General features: G+C 61.8%; 13 protein-coding genes and 1 CRISPR repeat array. Of the genes, 9 read left to right on the plus strand and 4 right to left on the minus strand.

Annotation, left to right across the window (positions count from 1 at the left end):
• Nucleotides 1–71: 71 nt before the first annotated feature.
• The 3 genes from KBP54_RS10925 to KBP54_RS10935 all read right to left on the minus strand — a co-directional run bounded on the left by KBP54_RS10925 (nucleotide 72) and on the right by KBP54_RS10935 (nucleotide 5,069).
• Entirely contained in the window at nucleotides 72–965 is an 894-nt protein-coding gene (locus tag KBP54_RS10925; RefSeq protein ID WP_256005774.1) for an ADP-ribosylglycohydrolase family protein, read from the minus strand.
• Between the two features lie 424 nt (nucleotides 966–1,389).
• Complete coding sequence (locus KBP54_RS10930; RefSeq protein ID WP_270049408.1) at nucleotides 1,390–3,342, minus strand: ABC transporter ATP-binding protein; 1,953 nt, start codon at nucleotides 3,340–3,342, stop codon at nucleotides 1,390–1,392.
• Nucleotides 3,342–5,069 carry an ABC transporter ATP-binding protein gene (locus tag KBP54_RS10935; RefSeq protein WP_256005776.1) on the minus strand — a complete coding sequence of 576 codons (1,728 nt, stop codon included), beginning with the start codon at nucleotides 5,067–5,069 and terminating at the stop codon, nucleotides 3,342–3,344. The genes KBP54_RS10930 and KBP54_RS10935 overlap by 1 nt, the downstream gene beginning before the upstream one ends.
• 1,137 nt (nucleotides 5,070–6,206) lie before the next feature.
• Nucleotides 6,207–7,699: a CRISPR direct-repeat array (repeat unit 29 nt; unit sequence GGGCTCATCCCCGCGAGCGCGGGGAGGAC).
• A gap of 274 nt (nucleotides 7,700–7,973) precedes the next feature.
• Here KBP54_RS10935 and KBP54_RS10940 point away from each other — a divergent pair.
• The 9 genes from KBP54_RS10940 to KBP54_RS10980 all read left to right on the plus strand — a co-directional run bounded on the left by KBP54_RS10940 (nucleotide 7,974) and on the right by KBP54_RS10980 (nucleotide 18,309).
• Nucleotides 7,974–10,760 (plus strand): CRISPR-associated helicase/endonuclease Cas3, encoded by a 2,787-nt coding sequence (locus tag KBP54_RS10940; protein ID WP_070361641.1) that lies wholly within the window; start codon nucleotides 7,974–7,976, stop codon nucleotides 10,758–10,760.
• Nucleotides 10,761–10,818: 58 nt separating this feature from the next.
• Nucleotides 10,819–12,522, plus strand: coding sequence for a type I-E CRISPR-associated protein Cse1/CasA (gene casA, locus KBP54_RS10945; RefSeq protein WP_070975421.1), 1,704 nt, complete (start codon nucleotides 10,819–10,821; stop codon nucleotides 12,520–12,522).
• Nucleotides 12,515–13,144 carry a type I-E CRISPR-associated protein Cse2/CasB gene (gene casB, locus KBP54_RS10950; protein WP_070361639.1) on the plus strand — a complete coding sequence of 210 codons (630 nt, stop codon included), beginning with the start codon at nucleotides 12,515–12,517 and terminating at the stop codon, nucleotides 13,142–13,144. Before casA ends, casB begins: the two co-directional genes overlap by 8 nt.
• 24 nt (nucleotides 13,145–13,168) lie before the next feature.
• On the plus strand, nucleotides 13,169–14,299 hold the full coding sequence (cas7e, locus tag KBP54_RS10955; protein WP_256005778.1) for a type I-E CRISPR-associated protein Cas7/Cse4/CasC: 1,131 nt from the start codon (nucleotides 13,169–13,171) through the stop codon (nucleotides 14,297–14,299).
• Nucleotides 14,296–15,018, plus strand: coding sequence for a type I-E CRISPR-associated protein Cas5/CasD (gene cas5e, locus KBP54_RS10960; protein WP_070975423.1), 723 nt, complete (start codon nucleotides 14,296–14,298; stop codon nucleotides 15,016–15,018). Before cas7e ends, cas5e begins: the two co-directional genes overlap by 4 nt.
• Entirely contained in the window at nucleotides 15,015–15,725 is a 711-nt protein-coding gene (gene cas6e, locus KBP54_RS10965; protein ID WP_070975424.1) for a type I-E CRISPR-associated protein Cas6/Cse3/CasE, read from the plus strand. The genes cas5e and cas6e overlap by 4 nt, the downstream gene beginning before the upstream one ends.
• An 8-nt stretch (nucleotides 15,726–15,733) precedes the next feature.
• Nucleotides 15,734–16,672, plus strand: a complete 939-nt coding sequence (gene cas1e, locus KBP54_RS10970) for a type I-E CRISPR-associated endonuclease Cas1e (protein ID WP_070975425.1) — start codon at nucleotides 15,734–15,736, stop codon at nucleotides 16,670–16,672.
• Nucleotides 16,669–17,025 (plus strand): type I-E CRISPR-associated endoribonuclease Cas2e, encoded by a 357-nt coding sequence (cas2e, locus tag KBP54_RS10975; protein ID WP_070361634.1) that lies wholly within the window; start codon nucleotides 16,669–16,671, stop codon nucleotides 17,023–17,025. Before cas1e ends, cas2e begins: the two co-directional genes overlap by 4 nt.
• Before the next feature lie 279 nt (nucleotides 17,026–17,304).
• Nucleotides 17,305–18,309, plus strand: coding sequence for a hypothetical protein (locus KBP54_RS10980; protein WP_070361633.1), 1,005 nt, complete (start codon nucleotides 17,305–17,307; stop codon nucleotides 18,307–18,309).
• Between the two features lie 152 nt (nucleotides 18,310–18,461).
• On the opposite strand, the gene KBP54_RS10985 is transcribed toward KBP54_RS10980, so the two are convergent.
• Nucleotides 18,462–20,084: an MFS transporter gene (locus KBP54_RS10985; RefSeq protein ID WP_256005781.1), complete on the minus strand. Its 1,623-nt coding sequence runs from the start codon at nucleotides 20,082–20,084 to the stop codon at nucleotides 18,462–18,464.
• Between the last annotated feature and the right edge of the window lie 2 nt (nucleotides 20,085–20,086).

Genomic DNA, 20,086 nt, shown 5'->3' on the forward strand with positions numbered 1-20,086 from the left:
CCCCCTCGTGGAGTTGACGACCTGGGGAAACGCGGAGGCGCCCTCTCAAAAAACGGGAATGTGGTGCGCGGCTAGGAGAGGAGGGCGTCCACCAGGTCGAGGGCGCCCTCGACGGAGAACTCCTCGGGGCGGTTCGCTTTGTGGGTGGAGTAGGCGTCGATAATGTGGCGCCACCTGCGAGGAATCCCCTCCTCCCCGTACACCGCGCCCAAGAACGCGCCGGCGATCGCGGCGTTTGTGTCCGTGTCGCCGCCCATCCCGACAATCGCGACGAGGTCCTCCTCGAAAGAGGTACCGTTCGCGACGAAATAGCACACAATATTCCAAGCGAACTGCACGTACCCCATGCGATGGCTATAAACATCCACGGGAAGGTACTGCATGAACTCCCTAATTGTCGACGCCTCATCCCCAGCCGCCGCGAGCAGCGCCTCACGAGGATCCTCACCACTGATCGTGCGGGCGAGCGCCTCACAATACATACCGTTGATGGCCACCGGGTACTCGTTGGGGTGAGTGAGGCGGGCGTCGGTGCGGGCGTGGTCGCCGGCGAGCTGCGGGTCGTGCGCGTACGCGATGGCGATCGGGCTGACCCGCATCAACGCACCATTCGACTTGCTAGCTGAGTTCGGCGCAAACGGTGGCCGAAGCGCAGCCGCACACGTATTACCGATATCCGGCGGGAACGACGCCGCCCACCGCACATACGACTCGAACACGTCCTTTTCTTCGTACCCGCCGCAGCGCACCATGCTGCGGGCAAGCGCCAGCGCCAGCTCGGAATCGTCGGTGGCCTGGCCCGGCGCGACATTGAACGGGCCGCCACCAGTGAGTTCGCGAACGCCATCCGGGAACCGGGAGCGAATCTGCGCGGGGGAAGAGAACTCGACGATCGCGCCGAGGTTATCGCCAATGATCTGGCCGTACATAGCGCCGCGGGCCCGCGCGCGTAATGACTGATCCATGATGGGTTCCTTTCTCTGGTGGTTGCTGGGGGTCATTGGGGGTTGCAAGTATCAGGATACGAACGGGACCGACACGGCAGGCGTATGAGGCGAAATTGTGTTCGGGGTGGGGGTGCCAGTGCCAAAGGACGCAATTCCTGTTGGGAGAGGGGGTAAAGGCCCAGGTCGTGAAAAGGGGGTTGCGTCCTTTGGCACTGGGGTGAGGGGGAGTGCACCAAATTCCCTCTCGTGGAGTTGACGACCTGGGGAAACGCCGAGGGGGTCTGGCGGAAAACGGGAATGTGGTGTCTCCGCGGGGGACACGCGCACCAGATTCCTGGGGTTTCGGCAGCCGGGTTTGGAAAAGCCCAGGTCGGCGGGGGACAGGGAGGGAATGTGGTGCGCGCGGGGCCTCCGAGGGGCCTCAGCGGACCCACCGAGGGGCTTAATCCTCGGAGAAGCCGGCCTGGTTGAGCTCCCAGTAGGCGCCGCGGCGGGCAAGGAGGGAGGCGTGGTCGCCCTGCTCGACGATGTGGCCGTCCTGCATGACCAGGATGAGGTCGGCGTCGCGGATGGTGGAGAGTCGGTGGGCGATGACGAAGCTGGTGCGGTCGGCTTGGAGGGCGGCCATGGCGTGCTGCACCATCAGCTCGGTGCGGGTGTCCACGCTGGAGGTGGCTTCATCGAGGATGAGCAGGGACGGCTTCGACACGAAGGCGCGCGCGATGGTGATCAGCTGGCGTTCGCCGGCGGAGAGGGCGCCGCCGTCCTGGTCGATGACGGTGTGGTAGCCGTCGGGGAGGGTGTGCACGAAGCGGTCGACAAGGGTGGCTTTGGCGGCGGCGATGACGTCCTCATCGGTGGCGTCGAGGCGGCCGTAGCGGATGTTTTCCAGGATGGTGCCTTCGAAGAGGGTGGCGTCCTGAAGCACCATGCCGACCTGGCTGCGCAAGTCCTGGCGCGACATCGACTGCGTATCGACGCCATCAAGGAGAATCTGACCCGAGTCGATGTCGTAGAAGCGCATCAACAGGTTGACCAGGGTGGTTTTGCCGGCGCCGGTCGGCCCGACGATGGCGACCTTCTGGCCCGGCTGCACCTCCAGGTTGAGGTCCTGGATGAGGGGAGTGTCGGTGTAGGAGAAGTGGACGTCGATAAATTGGACGTGCCCGGAGGCGCGCTTCGGGCTGGTGTGTGACTCGCGGGGTTCCTCGGGGGCGTCGAGGAACTCGAAGACGCGCTCGGCGGACGCGACGCCGCTTTGCACCATCTGAGCCATACCGCCGAGCTCCCCGAGCGGCTGGTTGAACTGACGCGAGTACTGGATGAACGCCGTCGCCGCGCCGAGCGTGAGCGAACCGTTGGCGACCTTCAGACCGCCGAAAACCGCGATGAGGACGTAGGACAGGTAGGAGATGAACTGCATGATCGGCATCATGAGCCCGGAGAGGAACTGCGCGGAGGCGGAGGCGGTGTAGAGGTCGTGATTGCGGGCGTCGAAAATTTCTTGGGAGGCGTCCTGGCGGCCGAAGAGCGTGATCACCTCGTGGCCCGAGAACGACTCCTCGATGTGCCCGTTGAGCTGGCCCGTTGCGCGCCACTGCTGCTTGAAGTGACGCTGCGACCGCTTGCCGATCACCCCAACCACCAGGCCCGTGAGCGGAATCGAGACGAGGGCAAGCAGGGTGAGCTGCCACGACACCGTAAACATCATCGCCATGATGCCCAGCACCATCAACACCGACTGCAACGCCTGCGACAGCGCCTCCTGCAACGTCTGCTGCACATTATCGACGTCGTTCGTGGTACGCGACAGGATATCGCCGCGCTGGCCGCGGTCGAAGTAGCTCAGCGGCACCCGGTTCAGCTTCGCCTCCACCTGGGCGCGCAGGCGGTAAATCTCGCGCATGACCATGCGGTTGAGCAGGAAACCCTGCAGCCACATCAGCAGGCTGGCGCCGAGGTAGAGCGCCAACACCGCCAGGATCAGCGTGCCGAGGCGCGAGAAATCGACGCCCACACCAGGGGTCGCATCCATCCCGGACAGCATGTCCGCGAAGGTGTCCTGGCCGCCCGCGCGCAACCCCTCAATCACCTGCTCCTGGGTCGCGCCGGCGGGCAAGTGGGCGCCGATCGCGCCCGAAAAGATGACGTCCATGGCGTGGCCCATCACGCGCGGGGCGTACACATTCAGCCCGACGGATACGCACACCAGCGCCACCACCAGGGCAAACATCGCTTTGTGCGGGGCCAGCAGACCGACCAGCCGCTTCGCGGACGGCCAGAAGTTCTTCGCGGAGCGCGGGGCGCCGCCGAAGTGGCCGTCCATGGAGCCCTCGAGCTTCTGGATTTCCTCGTCGGTCAACTCGACGTGGTCTTTGGCTTGGTTGTTGGCCATTATTTTGCCTCCACAGTCTGCTGGGACCGGACAATTTCCTGATACGTCGGCGAGGACTGCAGCAGCTCATCGTGGGTGCCGCGGGCAACGATACGGCCGGCGTCGAGGACCAGGATCTGGTCCGCGTTCTGAATCGAGCTGACACGCTGCGCCACCACGATCACTGTCGCGTCGGCGACGTGCTCGGCCAGCGCCTTGCGCAGCCGCGCGTCCGTGGTCATGTCGAGGGCGGAGAAAGAGTCGTCGAAGAGGAGGACGCCACGCTGCTCCACGATCGCGCGCGCAATGCACAGGCGCTCGCGCTGCCCGCCGGACACGTTCGTGCCGCCCTGCGAAATCGGCATCTCGAGGTCATCCACGAAGGTGGCCTGCGCAATCTCGAGCGCCCGCCACAGCTGCTCATCCGTCGCATCCTGGCTGGCCACACGCAAATTCGACGCCACCGTCCCCGAGAACAAATACGGTTTCTGCGGCACCATCGCCACCGCATCCACCAGCTGCCCACGGCGTAACGACGCCACATCCCGACCACCAAGCAGCACCCGACCGCCCGTCGGCGCGTAGAGGCGCGGAATCAACCCCAACAACGTCGACTTACCCGAACCCGTCGAGCCGATAATCGCGGTCGTTTCGCCAGGGTTGGCTTCGAAGGAGATGCCGTCCAGCACCGGTTCCTCCGCGCCCGGGTACGTGAAGGTCACGTCCTCGAAGGTGACGGTGCTGTTTGTCAGGGCGTCGGGGTCGGAGGGGGCGTCGACAAGCGGTTCGGTCAGCGACGGCTCGTGCTTCAGCACCTCCGTGATACGGGTGGCGCACACCAGGGCACGCGGGAGCATCATCGCCATGAACGCGCCCATCATCACCGCGGCGAGGATTTGTAGGAGGTACTGCAGGAACGCCGTCAACGACCCGACCTGCACCTCACCCGCGTCCACACGGTGGCCGCCGAACCAGAGGACCGCCGCCGTCGCCAAGTTCAGGATGAGCATGATCACCGGGAACATCATCACAAACAAATTGCCGATCCGCAGACTCAACCGCGTGAGGTCGGCGTTGGCGGCGTCGAAACGCTCGGACTCGAACTCCTCCCGCGTAAACGCGCGGACCACGCGCACGCCCGCGATCTGCTCGCGGAGCACGCCATTAATATGGTCAATCTTCGACTGCATCGAGCGGAACAACGGAAGAAGGAGGCCGATCAGCGCCGCCACAACCACCGCCAACACGACTACGGAGACGGCGACCAGCCAGCTCATCCCCGGATCCTCCCGAACCGCCATGACCACGCCGCCGACCATCATGATCGGCACCGCCACCATAAAGTTCAAGAACATCAAGAACACCTGCTGGACCTGCTGCACGTCATTCGTCCCGCGCGTAATCAGCGTCGCCGAGCCGAAGTGCGACATATCCTCCGCCGAGAACCGCGACACCCGACCAAACACTTCCTCGCGGATATCGCGGCCCGTGCCCATCGCGGCCCTCGACCCGAACCAGACGGCCGCACACGCCGCGATCACCTGTACAAACGCCACAGCAAGCATCACGCCGCCGGTACGCCAGATGAAGGGGACGTCACCTTGGGAGACGCCTTCGTCGATAATTTTTGCGTTCAGGCTGGGCAGGTAGAGCGTCGCCGCAGTCGTGATTGCCTGCAGCAACACCACCGCGAGCATCGCGCCGCGGTACGGGCGCGCGTGCCTGCTGAGGAGCCTTAGAAGGTCCATGAACGGTCCTTTTCTGATTGTGGACGTGGAAAGTTTGATTGTAGGCGTCGTTTTTGGAGGGGGACAGGTAGTGATGATGAGTTTGCTCGAGATTTTGTGAACAGAATTGCGTTTTTGCTTGCGCCCCGCTTTTCGCTTTCCGACGCCCACTTCGCCCCCACCGCGCCAACCGGGTACCATGGAACGCGGTCAGTCACCATTGCCTGTCACATTGCTAGTCTCTCTAGCCTCTGATGACAGCAACAGCGTGACGACCTCCTTTCGGGTCTGGTGGGGCCCGAACCTAAAGGGCCTGGTGGGGCCCATGGTAGGGCAGCCCGCGCGGTACTACGGTACGGCGCGGGCTGTTTTGGTTGGGGGGTTGGTTTGCTGACTGCTGACTTTTGACGGCTTCCCCGGTCTGGCAGTCTGGTTGTCTGGTCCGCCCTAGAATTGTTCCCCGGACCTGCAAGTCTCGGGAACTTTCTTCATGGACATGCGTCGCCACCTGGGGAAACTAGAGTGTTAGTCGACGGGAGTGGGCCTAAAACCCAAAATGGTTCCCGGGCGCAGAACTGAACTTTTTTGTTGGGTCGCGAAGCGGTGGTTCGCGTTGGATATGACACGGAAAGGCCATATACTGGGACAAGTGAAACGGGAAAACGCCCGTACAATACAGGTCACGGGCCCTCACTTTCGTGAGGGCCCGCCCTTTTTGTTGGGGTGGCCGGGTCATGGCCGGATATTCTCGGGAGTATCGATCAGGGTCGACCTGCAACAAACGAATTCGATCCGAGGAGAGGCCGTCGGTCGCTCGTGGCCAATTAGGCAGCGGGGCCCTCCTTCGATGAGGCGTGCTGGCTGAATTCTCACAACAAATGGCTTGCTACGGCAGAAAATGTATGAATCCTATAACTGCCAAAAGAGCAAGCGACCGCACCAGCACGGGGAACACCCTTGAAAACGTATTGCGTTGAGGTTCAACAAGCTCATACCCCGCAAGCACATGGAACGCTAAAGGTCTCACGGTTCTGATCGCGCCAATTAGCCAGAACCGCGACGTACCTCGTCACAATGTCTCAGAAAAGAACACACTATGTGGCTCCCCCACCCGCTCGGGGTGCACGGCACGCCAGGCATCCCGATCCAAACCGTGCTGGGCTCATCCCCGCAGGCGCGGGGAAGACGGAAACTTAAGCCCTACCGCCCATCAGACCAGAGGCTCATCCCCGCAGGCGCGGGGAGGATATTTGGGCCCGCCCACTCGATACCGGCGAGGGCGGCTCATCCCCGCAGGCGCGGGGAGGACCGCACCTGGTACCAGTTCGGGGCGGGGTTGATGGGCTCATCCCCGCAGGCGCGGGGAGGACTCTGCTGTTGGGTATGCGTCAATTCCGGTGACGGGCTCATCCCCGCGAGCGCGGGGAGGACGGAGTCGGTGACTCCACAGTGGTTGGCGCATTGGGCTCATCCCCGCGAGCGCGGGGAGGACTCGACCACGACCTACGAGAAGCCCTTCGAATCGGGCTCATCCCCGCGAGCGCGGGGAGGACACCATCATTGACCACAACGCCGCCCAGGGTGTGGGCTCATCCCCGCGAGCGCGGGGAGGACGGGGTATGTGATGCATTTTGCGCGGGGGTTTTGGGCTCATCCCCGCGAGCGCGGGGAGGACTCGAGTTCCTTACTCATTGATTAGCTCCTTTGCGGCTCATCCCCGCGAGCGCGGGGAGGACTAGAGCGTCTTGAGTGGGTTGAGTTCGCGGTGGGGCTCATCCCCGCGAGCGCGGGGAGGACTTGGATACGTCAAGCATCTGCGCCGAAGACGCGGGCTCATCCCCGCGAGCGCGGGGAGGACCTTGCCTTACACCTAGTATTCTATGTTACTAGGGGCTCATCCCCGCGAGCGCGGGGAGGACGCGGTGTCATTACGCACAAGGCGGACAACGCCGGGCTCATCCCCGCGAGCGCGGGGAGGACTTGGAGCATCTAATCGCGCAGAATGATGTGCTGGGCTCATCCCCGCGAGCGCGGGGAGGACTTAGGCAAGATGTTCGCGTGGACTGGTGACCCGGGCTCATCCCCGCGAGCGCGGGGAGGACTCGACGCCGAAGTTGATGCGGCCTTCTTCGGTGGGCTCATCCCCGCGAGCGCGGGGAGGACGATGATACGCCAATCGTGCGTCAGACCTACATGGGCTCATCCCCGCGAGCGCGGGGAGGACTGGAAGTACGGCGCGGGCTGCTTCACGTGCTTGGGCTCATCCCCGCGAGCGCGGGGAGGACGACACCTGGCGCGGGGTGGAGTTCCTGCGTTGGGGCTCATCCCCGCGAGCGCGGGGAGGACTTTTTGCGCATTCAATGAACGCCTCCAAATCGGGGCTCATCCCCGCGAGCGCGGGGAGGACGTTCGTGTTGTACAGCTCTGCTTGGTAGCGGGGGGCTCATCCCCGCGAGCGCGGGGAGGACTGCGGTTTTGACTCGTTTTCCCTGTTGGTACCGGGCTCATCCCCGCGAGCGCGGGGAGGACAAAAGGCCCGCGTGGGGGATTTGATTCATGTTGGGCTCATCCCCGCGAGCGCGGGGAGGACAAAAGGCCCGCGTGGGGGATTTGATTCATGTTGGGCTCATCCCCGCGAGCGCGGGGAGGACACTTGCTGAGCTGCAAGTTTTGGAGCCTGTACCGCATTCTACATACGACTTGCTCTCGAAACATAGCCCCGCAAACGCGGGGATTATTATCAGCCCCAAATTTACAAGGGCTCATCCCTGCTTCCGCGGGGCTAATTTCAAATCTAATACCGCTGGAAACAACGTCCAAACACGACATTCGGCATTGTAATTAACTTGTACATTTGGGTTACGGGTTGCACCGATGTGAAAAGACTGTTATAACTTGAAGCAACATCGACAAAAGGATTTAAACATGAGGCCCGGACACGAACTGCCAGAAAGCACGCTCGAGACAGCTCAGCTGTTCGAAAAGTGGGTTTCGCAGCGCTCCCCGCAGGCGCAGTCACTTTGGGCTAAGTCCGGCGATGACACTGGTCATCTTTCAGTCCCCCAGCATCTCGTAGATGCAGCATGTTCCGCAGCTGCGGTGTTCGATGTGTGGGTCGCCGATAACATCAAACGCGAGATCGCGGGGCATCTAGGCATCACCGTCGAGGAGCTCCGCACTTTTTATATTTGGCTCGCTGGCACCCACGACGTGGGAAAAATTACGCGTGCTTTCCAGACCCAGCTTCAAGATCGAGCCGGGTACGAGCATATCATCAATTCCATTGTCGATACTGGCCTTGACCTCGAAAAAGATGAACTTCCGAAGATGCCGCACGGCAGGAGTTCGGGAGTCATCCTGAGGCGCTGGCTGGAAGCACAAGGCATGCCGCGAACGATGGCTACATGGGTTGGGTCGATAGGGGACGCTCACCACGGAGTGGCGTCGACAGGCGACGAGAAGTCGGCTATTGAGGCTGTCCTCGAGGAGTACCCAGCGGCATGGCTAGGCGTTCAAGACGAAATTGTGAGCGCAATGACGACGACGCTGCACGCGCAACCGGTCCTAGACAAAATCGGAAAGATCGAGGACCCCGAGGCAGGGGTTGCGCAGTTCCTGACTGGCTTGGTGGTCATTGCGGACTGGATAGCGTCGAATGCTGAGGCGTTTCCGATGGTCGTCGATAAAGGACAGGTCGAGAGGCTGCGGTCGGGGATGGCGCAGACCGACCTCACGGCTCCATGGCACCCAGCTAAACCGATCAGCGACATCGACGAGCTGTATCGAGCATCATTTGCCTGGCCCCAACACTTCAATGCGCGCAACGTGCAACGCGCACTCGCTGAAGCTGCCCGGCGCGCAACCCGGCCCACGCTGTTTATCCTTGAGGCGGAGACTGGCGTCGGTAAGACTGAGGCGGCGCTTGCCGCAGCACACATCATCGCTGATCAGACTGGCGCACAGGGCATCTACTTTGCGGCCCCCACTATGGCCACTGCGAACGGGCTACTGGAGCGAACCATCGACTGGGCGCGCAACACCTCAGGCGTTGGCGCTGTCACGTCGCTGTACCTCGCGCACTCCAAAAACCAGCTGTCACGGGCAGCAATGAGTCTGCCGCGCGGAATCGCCGAAGACGAAACGTCGAACCGCGGTGATGTGATCGCGAGCAGCTGGATGCGGGGGAGACGTCGCGGCCTCCTCTCCAATATTGTCGTTGGCACTATTGACCAAGTCTTAATGATGTCGCTCATGCAACGCTTTTCGATGCTGCGTCACGCCGCGCTAGCAGGAAAGGTCATCATTTTCGACGAGGTTCATGCCTATGACGCCTACACTTCCGAATACCTCGAAACCACACTTGAGTGGCTTGCGTACTACGGCGCGAGCGTCATTATGATGTCTGCGACGCTGCCAGCCCAGCGACGGGCCTCGCTCGTCGAAGCGTACACCGGGGTGGCTCCCGAGGAAGCACCACACGGCTACCCGCTGATTACGGTCGCCGATGAGTCTGCGACGACGTACATCACGCCACCCCCAAATCCAACCAACATGGTGGCCACCATCGAGCACATCGACGACTCACTCGACACTCTTCGAGGCACGCTCGACAACCTGCTTATCGACGGCGGCTGCGCCCTTATCATCTGCAACACCATTGCCCGCGCCCAAGATGCGTACCGGGAGCTCAAAACCCAGTACGCGGATGACATCGAACTGCACCATGCCGGCTTCATCGCCTGGGAACGATCCCAAAAGGAAGACGAGCTCCGGGAACAACTCGGCCCGCACGCGCGGCGCGGCGCAGGTCGCCCATACCGCAAAGTTGTTGTTGCAACCCAGGTCGCCGAGCAGAGTCTGGATATCGACGCCGACGTACTGATCACCGACATCGCGCCGATGGACCTGGCAGTACAACGCGCTGGCCGACTACAGCGTCACAGCCGCCCGGTTGATGACCGTCCACCTCAACTACAGGATCCGAAGATCTTTATTCGCGGCGTGCTCTCGCCCCTGCCGACTCCTGAATTCGACGGTGGTGCGAAGGCTATTTATGACCCCCAGATTCTTCTTTCCACCCTGCTCCATCTGCCCACGACGTTCCATCGGCCAGACGACATCGAAGAACTCGTCCAGTCAACATATGACCTGGACACGACCGTAGTGCCCGACGAGATGCAGCAAATCTGGGATGAAGCCGCTGGAGTAAGCCAACTAAGGCAGCATAACGCGCGAGAACGCTCGAAGTCTTTCCGGACTCCATCCCCGTTCTGCTCGACTCGACTCAATGAATTCTTCAAGGACAGTAAGGCCGTGCTGAACCTGGACAGGGAAGAAGCCGGCGCCGCGCAGGTTCGCGACGCGGAGCCCACTGTCGAAGTGATACCCATCATCGAGACTGACTACGGGTACCGGCTATGGGGCGTCGATAAGGAAGTACTTGCCGACGCCGAGCCTGACTATCAGACGGCATTCCAACTCGCATCAAGCACTGTGCGACTCCCGGCGCGCCTGACGCGATACGAGAGCGACTTCAACATCGTCATGGATGCGCTCGAGGAAAATACCCCTGTCACCTGGAGTAAGCACTACCTACTCAACGGCCAACTCGCACTTCCCCTCGACGAGGACGGCGAAACAAGGATCGGCCGATTCCTCGTTCGCTACAGCAGCGAGCTCGGAATCGAAGTCTCGTTCGAAAGGGGTGAGTAGTGGTGTCCCCTCCACCGCTACGCTGTAGTCATACGCACAACAATGAGAGAAAGGAGTGATGAACGTGACATTCAACCTCGTACATGAACCGTGGATCTGCACCACAACGACTGACGGCGACAAAGTCCTCAGCTTGCAGCAAATTTTCGACGGCACCGAGCAGCCACTCAGCGTCGTTGGCGACTCACCGACACAGGACTACGCGGTGCTCCGAGTGCTGCTTGCCATTTACTGGCGAGCGCACCACCATCACCTCAAGAGTTCAGTACCCACCGGCCGACGAAGCCGAGGTTTCCGCTGGGAGTCGTGGTTCCAGGAACAGCGCAACCAGGCGAGACAGCACCAGCGCGATGACATCGTTCTTGCTTATCTGAAAGAATACGAACACCGCTTCAATCTGATCGACGATGAAGTGCCGTTCATGCAGGTCGCAAACCTGCATACCAGCAAGAATTCAAACTCACCCATCTCGCGGATTCTCCCAGACGCCGAAGCAGATTTCTTCACCATGCGCACCGGCGCAGGGCGCGCCTCCATTTCGTTCCCGGAGGCAGCCAGGTGGCTGATCCACCAGCACGCCTACGATTACTCCGGTATCAAATCTGGCGCTGCAGATGACCCGCGCGCCTCAGGTGGCAAAGGCTACCCGATCGGGACCGGGTGGGCTGGCATGACCGGCGGAACGGTCGTACGCGGCGACACACTGCAAGAAACACTGGTGCTCAATACGGTAAAGGAAGCAGTAGACCCGACGGCCACCGGAGATTTACCGGCCTGGGAACGCGACCCCGATACCGCTAACCAGCGATTGTTCGACCCCAGTGCGCCCAAGGAAGGCGTGATGCCGAACGGCCCTGCTGACTTGGCAACCTGGCAAACCCGACGCATCCGGCTCTTCCCAGAGGGAGACCGCGTCACCAGAGTGCTCGTCTGCAATGGTGACCGCATCCCAGACGCAGGAAAGAATGTTTTCGGCGACCCGATGACGCCATACCGGTACAGCCCGAATCAGAGTAAGAAAGACCTCACCGCGTACTACCCGAAGCCATACGATTCAGAGCGCACCGTGTGGAACTCGATCGATGCACTCCTTGTCAGCGAAAATGACGCCGGGTTTGGCGGAAAGAACCTGGCCCCGATCAAACCCGCAACACTCGCAAATCTGGCGGAGATTGCCGACGTGACCGGGGAGCAAGAACTGCTCGACATCGCCATTGTCTCCATGGCTTACGGCCCTCAGAGTTCTTCTGTCGGCACCGTGATCAGCGGCGAAATCGGGCTGCCCCTCTATCTGCTGCAGAACAATGAGTATTCCACCACCGACCGGCAACGTGTCCGCGCGGCCGCCCAGGCGGTGCGCGATACAGCGGTTTGCCTCGGCTGGTTTGAAGGACAACTCGCGGTCGCGGCAGGCGGAGAGTACAGCTTCGGCACCAAGTCGGTGGACCGACTCTACGCCCTTCTCGAACCCGAGTTCATGACGTGGCTCCGGAATCTCAACATCGACGACGTAGCCTCCGAGTGCGTGCGCTGGCAGGAACTCGTCCGGGATAGCGCACTCGAGCTTGCAGCGGAACTCGTCCGAGGAGCAGGACCCAAAGCCATGATCGGCCGCCTCGATAGCACTGAAGACGGCAAAGGCCGTGTGATCAACGCCGGATCCATCCATAACCAGCTGCTTCGGAAGCTGCGCGACGCCCTTCCGCTTCTTGCCCAGCGAAACGCCGACCGCACATCACAACAGGGAGAAAACCATGACTAAACCCACCCTCCGCGCCGCAGTAGGGGCAACGGCGACGCGGCTACAGAACCACTACCTAGAGCAAGCCCATACCGCTCTAGGAGCTAGCGCCCGCGGATCGCTTGCCGACCTGCGCAAATATGCCTCAATAGGATTGGAGCATAACCCGCTCGCACTCCAAGACGTGCTCATGCTGCTGCAACCGGAACTCAGTGATCAAGAACTGGGAAAGTCTGACAAGCCCTCCCCAAGCGAGTACGCAGCGTTCTACGCACTCGCCCTGTTCGGGGTCCACATGCAAAGTGCACGCACACCGGCGCACAAGCAGGGAGATTCGTTCGCACTCGCATGTGGTCAGCTCTACAGAAAAACTGAGTCCAACTCAATAAAGCAGCGGTTCGACGCGATGCAGGTTGCTCTGGATTTCCCATCACGGATCACCCATCTACGTTCACTCGTCAGCCTGCTTCGCTCGCAAGACTTGCCGTTTGATTACGGGCAATTCGCCGGGGATCTCCGATCGCTCCAAAACCCAAAGTACCGGGACGGCGTTTTGCTGCGGTGGGGTAGAGACTTCGCCATCGGAACACTCCGGCCCTCTGCCCAGGCAGAAGCACAAGAACTCGACAACGCAATCCGCTAACTTCTACTTTTCGAAAGGACAATCATGTCTCTCATCATCGATATCCACGCACTTCAGACAGTCCCGCCTTCACTCATCAACCGCGACGATACCGGCGCCCCTAAGACAGCCGTGTTCGGCGGCGTCCCACGTCAGCGCGTCTCCTCCCAGTCCTGGAAGCGCGCAATCCGCAAGTACTTCGCCGAGCACTTCGATCCAGAATCCATCGGTGACCGCTCCAAGCGCCTTCCAGAAAAGATCGCGAAGCAGCTCGCCAAAGTTGCCGGCATCTCCGATGAAGACGCCATCAAGCGCACGGAGCAGCTCTTCAACGCTGTAAAGATCAAGACCGTCGTAGAGAAGCCAAAGAAGGGCGACGACACCGAACACAACCCATGGCCACAAACCACCTACCTGATCTTCCTCAGCCCACAGCAAATCGATCGCGCTGTCCGCGAGCTTGCTGAGCGCGACGGTCAGAAGTTCACTAAGGCCGAAGCGACTGCCATTTTGGATACCAACCACAGCGTGGACATGTCTATGTTCGGTCGAATGGTTGCTGACGACGCATCCTTCAATGTCGACGCAGCAGTCCAGGTAGCGCACGCCATCGGCGTGCACGCATCCGCGCCCGAATTCGACTTCTACACCGCCGTCGACGACCTTGCCGAAGAAGGCGAAGAAACTGGTGCAGGGATGCTCGGCACCGTACAGATGATGTCCTCCAGCCTCTACCGCTACGCCACCATCAACGTCGACGGGCTCAAGAAAAACCTCGAGTCCGCCGACGCCACGATTAAGGCTGTTGAGCAGTTCATCGAGGCATTCGTCGCGTCCATGCCAACCGGCAAGATCAATACCTTCGCCAACCAGACGCTCCCCGAGCTCGTCTACGTCACCGTCCGCGATACCCGCCCAGTCTCCCTCGTCACTGCTTTTGAAGACGCGGTGACTGCAACCGAGCAACTCGACCGCCGCCACGTAGCAGCAGCACGTCTTGCCGACGAGGCACGCGCAATTCAGGACACCTACGGCTTCGTCCCCACCAGCCAGTACGTCCTCGGTCTCGGCGATATTGCCGCGCCATTCGACGGCCTCGCAGAGCGCGTAACACTGAAGGAGCTGGGCGAACGCGTCGCAGCCGACGTTGCCACCGCACTAGGTGATGACGCATGAGTTCCTCCCTACTCCTCCTACTGAAAGGGCCCCTACAGTCATGGGGTGATGAGTCTCGGCACAAAATACGTGCTACTGCGCTCACACCGACGAAATCGGGCATCATCGGCCTCATCGCTGCAGCGCAGGGGCGTCGACGAACGGACCCAGTCGAAGACCTCACTCGCCTCCGGCTCGGAGTGCGCGTTGACCAATCAGGCAGCCTACTGCGTGACTACCAGACGGCCCAGCCCTGGCTTACCGACCCGAACGCATCCGCGGAGCTCATCACCCGATACTTCCTCAGCGACGCTGCGTTCGTAGTAGCCGTCGAATCGGACGACCGCGCACTGCTAGAGGGCATCGCGGAAGCACTACGCGCTCCCGCATTCCCACTCTTCATGGGCCGAAGGTCATGCCCAGTCCACCCAGGGCTAGTGATCGGCATCGTCGACACCGACGCGGAAACTGCGCTGCGCGAGCATCCGACATGGTACGCAACAGCCCAACACAAGCGCGAAGCGCCAAAACACGTCAACTTGGCACTCTACCGGGATGCGGACGAGGAAGAACAAGGCGGAGTCCGGCGACAGGACGTGCCCATAAGCTTCGACCCGCAGCACCGACGCTACGGGTGGCGTGACGTTCTGCGCGTAGAGGACGTCGCTATCGATAATCCGGATGGAACTGAATCGCTGGTGGACAGTGACGTTTTCTTCGAAACGGTGATCAAGGCATGAGCAATACATTCACAAGGATCCTCATTAACCCTGCCCGACGCCAAGGCAGGAGACTGCTCACCGACTCCCAAGCGATGCACGCCGCCGTACGCAGTGCGTTCCCGCCGGATCTCGATGAGACTGCAGGCCGGGTGCTGTGGCGCGTCGATAGCCACGAGCACACCCACGTGCTCTACATTGTGGGGCCCGAAAAACCGACCGCTGACTCCATCGTGGAACAGGCAGGGTGGGATACCCGGCCGGCGAAGATCGCCGACTACAACCGCTTCCTCGACAGCATCATGAAAGGGCAGCGCTGGCGGTTCGAACTTGTCGCCAACCCAACGTATAGCGAGTTTCAGCAGGGTAAACGAGGCAAAGTCAAGGCGCACGTTTCCCCGCGTCACCAGCTGGCTTGGCTGCGTAAAAAGTCACTCGCGCATGGGTTTGCGCTCGCACCAGGACTCGATGACGAGGTCAGCGACGAAGAGCGCGCACGCTGGGATGCGTTTGAAGCACCGACAGTCATCCAAAGCTGGACCGACGTGTTCCACCGGAAGAAAGCCGACGGTACCAAAGGCAGGCCCGTCCGGATTGCCAAGGCCCGCTTTTCCGGAGTCCTGGAAGTCACTGACGTCGAAGCTTTTCGACGCACCCTCACCCAAGGCATCGGACGTGGTCGCGGCTACGGTTGTGGCCTCCTGACGCTGGCCGATCCCACCAAATAGGTGCTGAGATGCCAACGCCTCATGAACTGCCGATCACTCGCCGTGCACTCGCGCGAATGAGTGATCGGCTGTCCTTCCTTTACGCGGAACGGTGCGTGGTCAACCGTGACGGCAACGCGTTGACGATCACCGACCAACGCGGCACCGCACACGTCCCCGCGACACAACTTGCGGTGCTCCTGCTCGGCCCCGGAACCCGGATCACCTACGCCGCGATGGCACTCCTCGGCGACGCAGGCACCAGCACAGTTTGGGTCGGCGAGCGCGGTGTCCGGTACTACGCCTCCGGCCGCCCACCCGCGAAGTCATCGCGGATGGCGCTGCTCCAAGCGGAAGTCGTAACGCACCAGCGCAAACGGCTTGACTGCGCCCGGAAAATGTACAGCCTCAGATTCCCGGGAGAGGACGTGTCCACTCTCACCATGGCGCAGCTGCGCGGCAGGGAAGGCTCCCGCATGAAACGTGTCTACGCCGCCGAAGCCGAACGAACCGGCGTGTACTGGGACCGACGAAGCTACGACCCGCACGACTTCGACTCCGGCACACCCATCAACCAAGCGCTCACTGCGGCAAGCGCAGCGCTCTACGGCATTGCTCACGCAGTCATTGCCGGGCTTGGGTTCGTTCCCGCACTCGGAGTTGTCCACACCGGAACAGACCGCGCGTTCGTCTACGACATCGCCGACCTGTACAAAGCCGAGATCGCCATCCCCGCCGCGTTCGACGCAGTAGCTGAAGCGAAAGGGAAACCGCATATCGAGGTGCGACGGAAGGTGCGCGACGCTGTCGTCGAAAAGCGACTGATGCAGCGCATGGTCAAAGACCTCCAATACGTCATGGACGTACCCGAAGAAGAACTCTACAGCGATGTCGAACTGATGCTGTGGAGCGAATTGGAAGTCATCTCTGCAGGCGTCAACTGGGCAGAGGAAGAGGCACTGCAATGATGGTGCTCATCGTCACCGCATGCCCGGCGGGCCTGCGCGGCGACCTGACAAAGTGGCTCATGGAACTCAGCCCAGGTGTCTTCGTGGGCACCCCATCAGCTCGCATCCGAGACCTACTCTGGGACCGCACCATCGAGCTCTGCAAAGACGGCAGGGCACTGCTCGTCTACAGCTCAAATAACGAGCAAGGCATGGAGTTCCGCGAGCACCGGCACGCCTGGAAACCGACAGACTTCGACGGCATTACGCTCATGATGCGCGAGAACGCGCGAGCACCAAAACGGCGCACCGGGTGGAGCAAGGCACGACGGCAGCGCATCGCATACGAGCGAGACAGGCGGACTTCGTCTTAGGTCGTGGCCACGGACGGGGAGATTGACATGCCTGGGTGGTCGAAAGGGTAGGCCTGAAATAGTTCCCGCGTCCGGGAACTATTTTGGGTTTGGGCCGATTCCGGTCGACCAACACTTACGTTTCCCCAGTTCGCGACGACTGTCCACGAAGAAAGGTCCCCGGTTTCAAAAAACGTTGGGAACTTTCTCGGCGGGCGACGGGTGGCGGGCGAGGCTAGGGGCGTCGAAAAATAATAAGCACTGAGGGAGCCGAACACGCCGTTTTTACGTCTAAACGGTATGAACACTCTCTACAACGGCATGACCATCGACCTCGACACGCCCCTGATCCACCAAAAACAGCGAACACCAAACCATGCATACCAGCAGGTCAGCGTGCGTCGCTACCTACAAAACGAACACTGCCTGCAACCATGGCAAGTCCAAAACAATGCGCGCTACCACCCCAAAAACGTCAGGTATCACGCCCCGGCAGCAGTCCGTGCAATCGCACACGCGGTAGAACAACCCGGCAGCATCATCGCCGGATTCTCGGCACTCGCGCTCTACGGCTTGCCCTATCTCGTCGAAGGCGCTGACACCACCCTGGTGACCACCTCCGGCCACACCAGCGTAGCCGGGGCCTGCCGTCCGACAATCCGCCGATCGCGGATCTCACTTGCAACATGGACCGTCACCCACCGAGGTGTATCACTGCAAGCGGTCACACCACTCACCGCCGTAATACAGGCACTTGTGCAGGTCAAACGTGGTGAGCACCTGTGGAGAACCGTCACTGTAGAGGGGCTGGCCCCCGAAGAGGTCAGAGGTATCCAACTAGTTGACTGTGTGCGACGTTTTTGGGGCATCACACCCAGCAGCATCGCCAAGGCAGCTAGGCACAAAATTGACGCCACATGGCTGCACAAGGTGCTACGACACAGCAGCGTATTGGCGGACTCACCAAAAGAAACTGAAATGCGCCTGCTGGTTGCCGCCCTGGCCAACCGGTACGGCTGCACGGTCGAAGAACAAGTGCCGCTGAGGGTCGGTGACCAGCTTGTCACAGTGTTTGACCTTGCCATTCCCGAGTTGAAGATTGCCGTCATGTACGACGGCGCACATCACTCCGATTACCAACAGCGGAATAAGGACTCCTCCATCACCTTAAAGATGATTCGGCAAGGTTGGACACCGGCGCGGTGCTCGGCAGCCACAATGTTTGAGTGCCTCACCTTGATCGAAGAGCTGATGCAGGAAGGCCGGGTTCGTGTGCAGACCAGAAAAGTTCCCAACGGATTTTGAATAACGGGAACTTTCTTCGTGGACATGCGTCGCCACCTGCGGAAACACGAGTGCCGGTCGACGGGAACGGGCCTGAAAGCCGAAATCGTTCCCGGGCGCGGGAACTTTTTCGGAGGGGCAAGGCGGGGCGGAGCTGGGGACGTGGCAGGGCCCTACGCCCCGGCCTTGGCCGCCCTACGCACCTGCAACGCGCCGACGAACCCGAGGGCCAGGAAGGCGGTGGCGGCGAGGAGGGACCAGCGGGCGGCGTCGGCCATGCCCTCGCTGAGGGCCTGCACAACGACTGCGGTTTGGTCGCCGAATGCGCTGGCTGTGCCCTCCATGCGGAGTTGGGTGATGGCGGAGCCGGCGGATTGGCGGGTGGTGGAGGAGGTGGCGTCGGCAAGGGGGCCGGTGATGCCGGCGGCCGTGAGGGTCTTGGGGAGGGTGATGGCGAGGGCCATCGAGAAGACGGAGCCGGAGACCGCGGTGCCCAGGGCTGAGCCGACTTGGCGGACGGTGCTTTGGGTGGCGGAGCCCTGGCCGGAGCGCTGTACCGGAATATCCCGGAGCACGGTGCCGGTGAGCTGCGCCGATGCCAAGCCCAGGCCGAGGCCGTAGAGGGTGAGTGGGGCGGCGATGAGCCAGCCGCTGGTGTCGGCGCCCATGATAAGGGCGAGGATGACGACGCCCACAACCTCGAGGGCGAGGCCGATCAGGACGGTGCCCGGCGCGCCGAAGCGGGCGGCGACGTGGCGGGCGGCCGCGCCGGAGAGGAACGCGCCGACGGCCATCGCGGCCAGGACCAGGCCGGCGGACATGACGGACAGGCCCAGCGCATTAATAAGGTAGAGCGGCAAGATGAAGATGATGGCGAACTCGCCGATGGCGACGGCTCCGGCGGTGATGTTGCCCCAGGAGAAGGTGGAGTAGGAGAACAGACCCAAGTCGAGGAGCGCGGAGCGTTCCACGCGTTTGCGGTGCTGCTCCCAGCGGATGAAGAGGAAGAAGGCCACGGCGGAGATCGCAAGTGCCACGGGGACGGGGGAGACCGGGGCGGTGGTGGGCCAGGTCCAGCCGAACACGGTCAGGGGCTCCTTGGGGGTCCACCAGCCAAGGTCGGGTGCCTCGATGATGGCGAAGACGAGGGTGCCGAACGCGATGGCGCTGAGCTGGGCGCCGTCGACATCGATGCCGGGGAGCTTGTCGGGGCTGCGGGTCTCGCGGACGGTGAGCACCGCGCCGATGGCGACGATCACGCCGATTGGCACGTTGACCAGGAAGATCCAGTGCCAGGACACCCACTGCGTCAGCGCACCGCCGGCCAGGGGACCGACCGCGGCCGCGCCTGAGATCACGGCGCCCCACACGCCGAAGGCGGCAGCGCGGTACTTGCCGCGGAAGACCGCGTTTACCGTCGAAAGGGTTGACGGCATGATGAGGGCAGCACCGACGGCTTGCACTGCACGGGCGGAAATGAGGGTCGAGGCGGACGTCGAAAAGCCGGCGAGGACGCTGCCCGCGACGAACACCCCGAGGCCCGCGAGGAAGGCGCGCTTGCGGCCCCACGAATCCGCAATCTTGCCCGTGGACAGCAACAACGCGGCGAGCAACACCGCGTACAGGCTGTTCACCCACTGTGCCTGGGTGAGGTCCAGGCCGAGGTCAGTAATTATCGACGGCAACGCCACGCCAACGATCGTGCCGTCGAGAACGATGACCCCGAGCCCCACCGAGAGGACGGCGAGGCTGATCCAATCGCGGCGCGTTGGCGTGGTGACCTCTACTTCGCTCATCA

This window comes from Corynebacterium pseudogenitalium (assembly GCF_024453815.1).
In the GTDB taxonomy this organism is placed as follows: domain Bacteria; phylum Actinomycetota; class Actinomycetes; order Mycobacteriales; family Mycobacteriaceae; genus Corynebacterium; species Corynebacterium pseudogenitalium.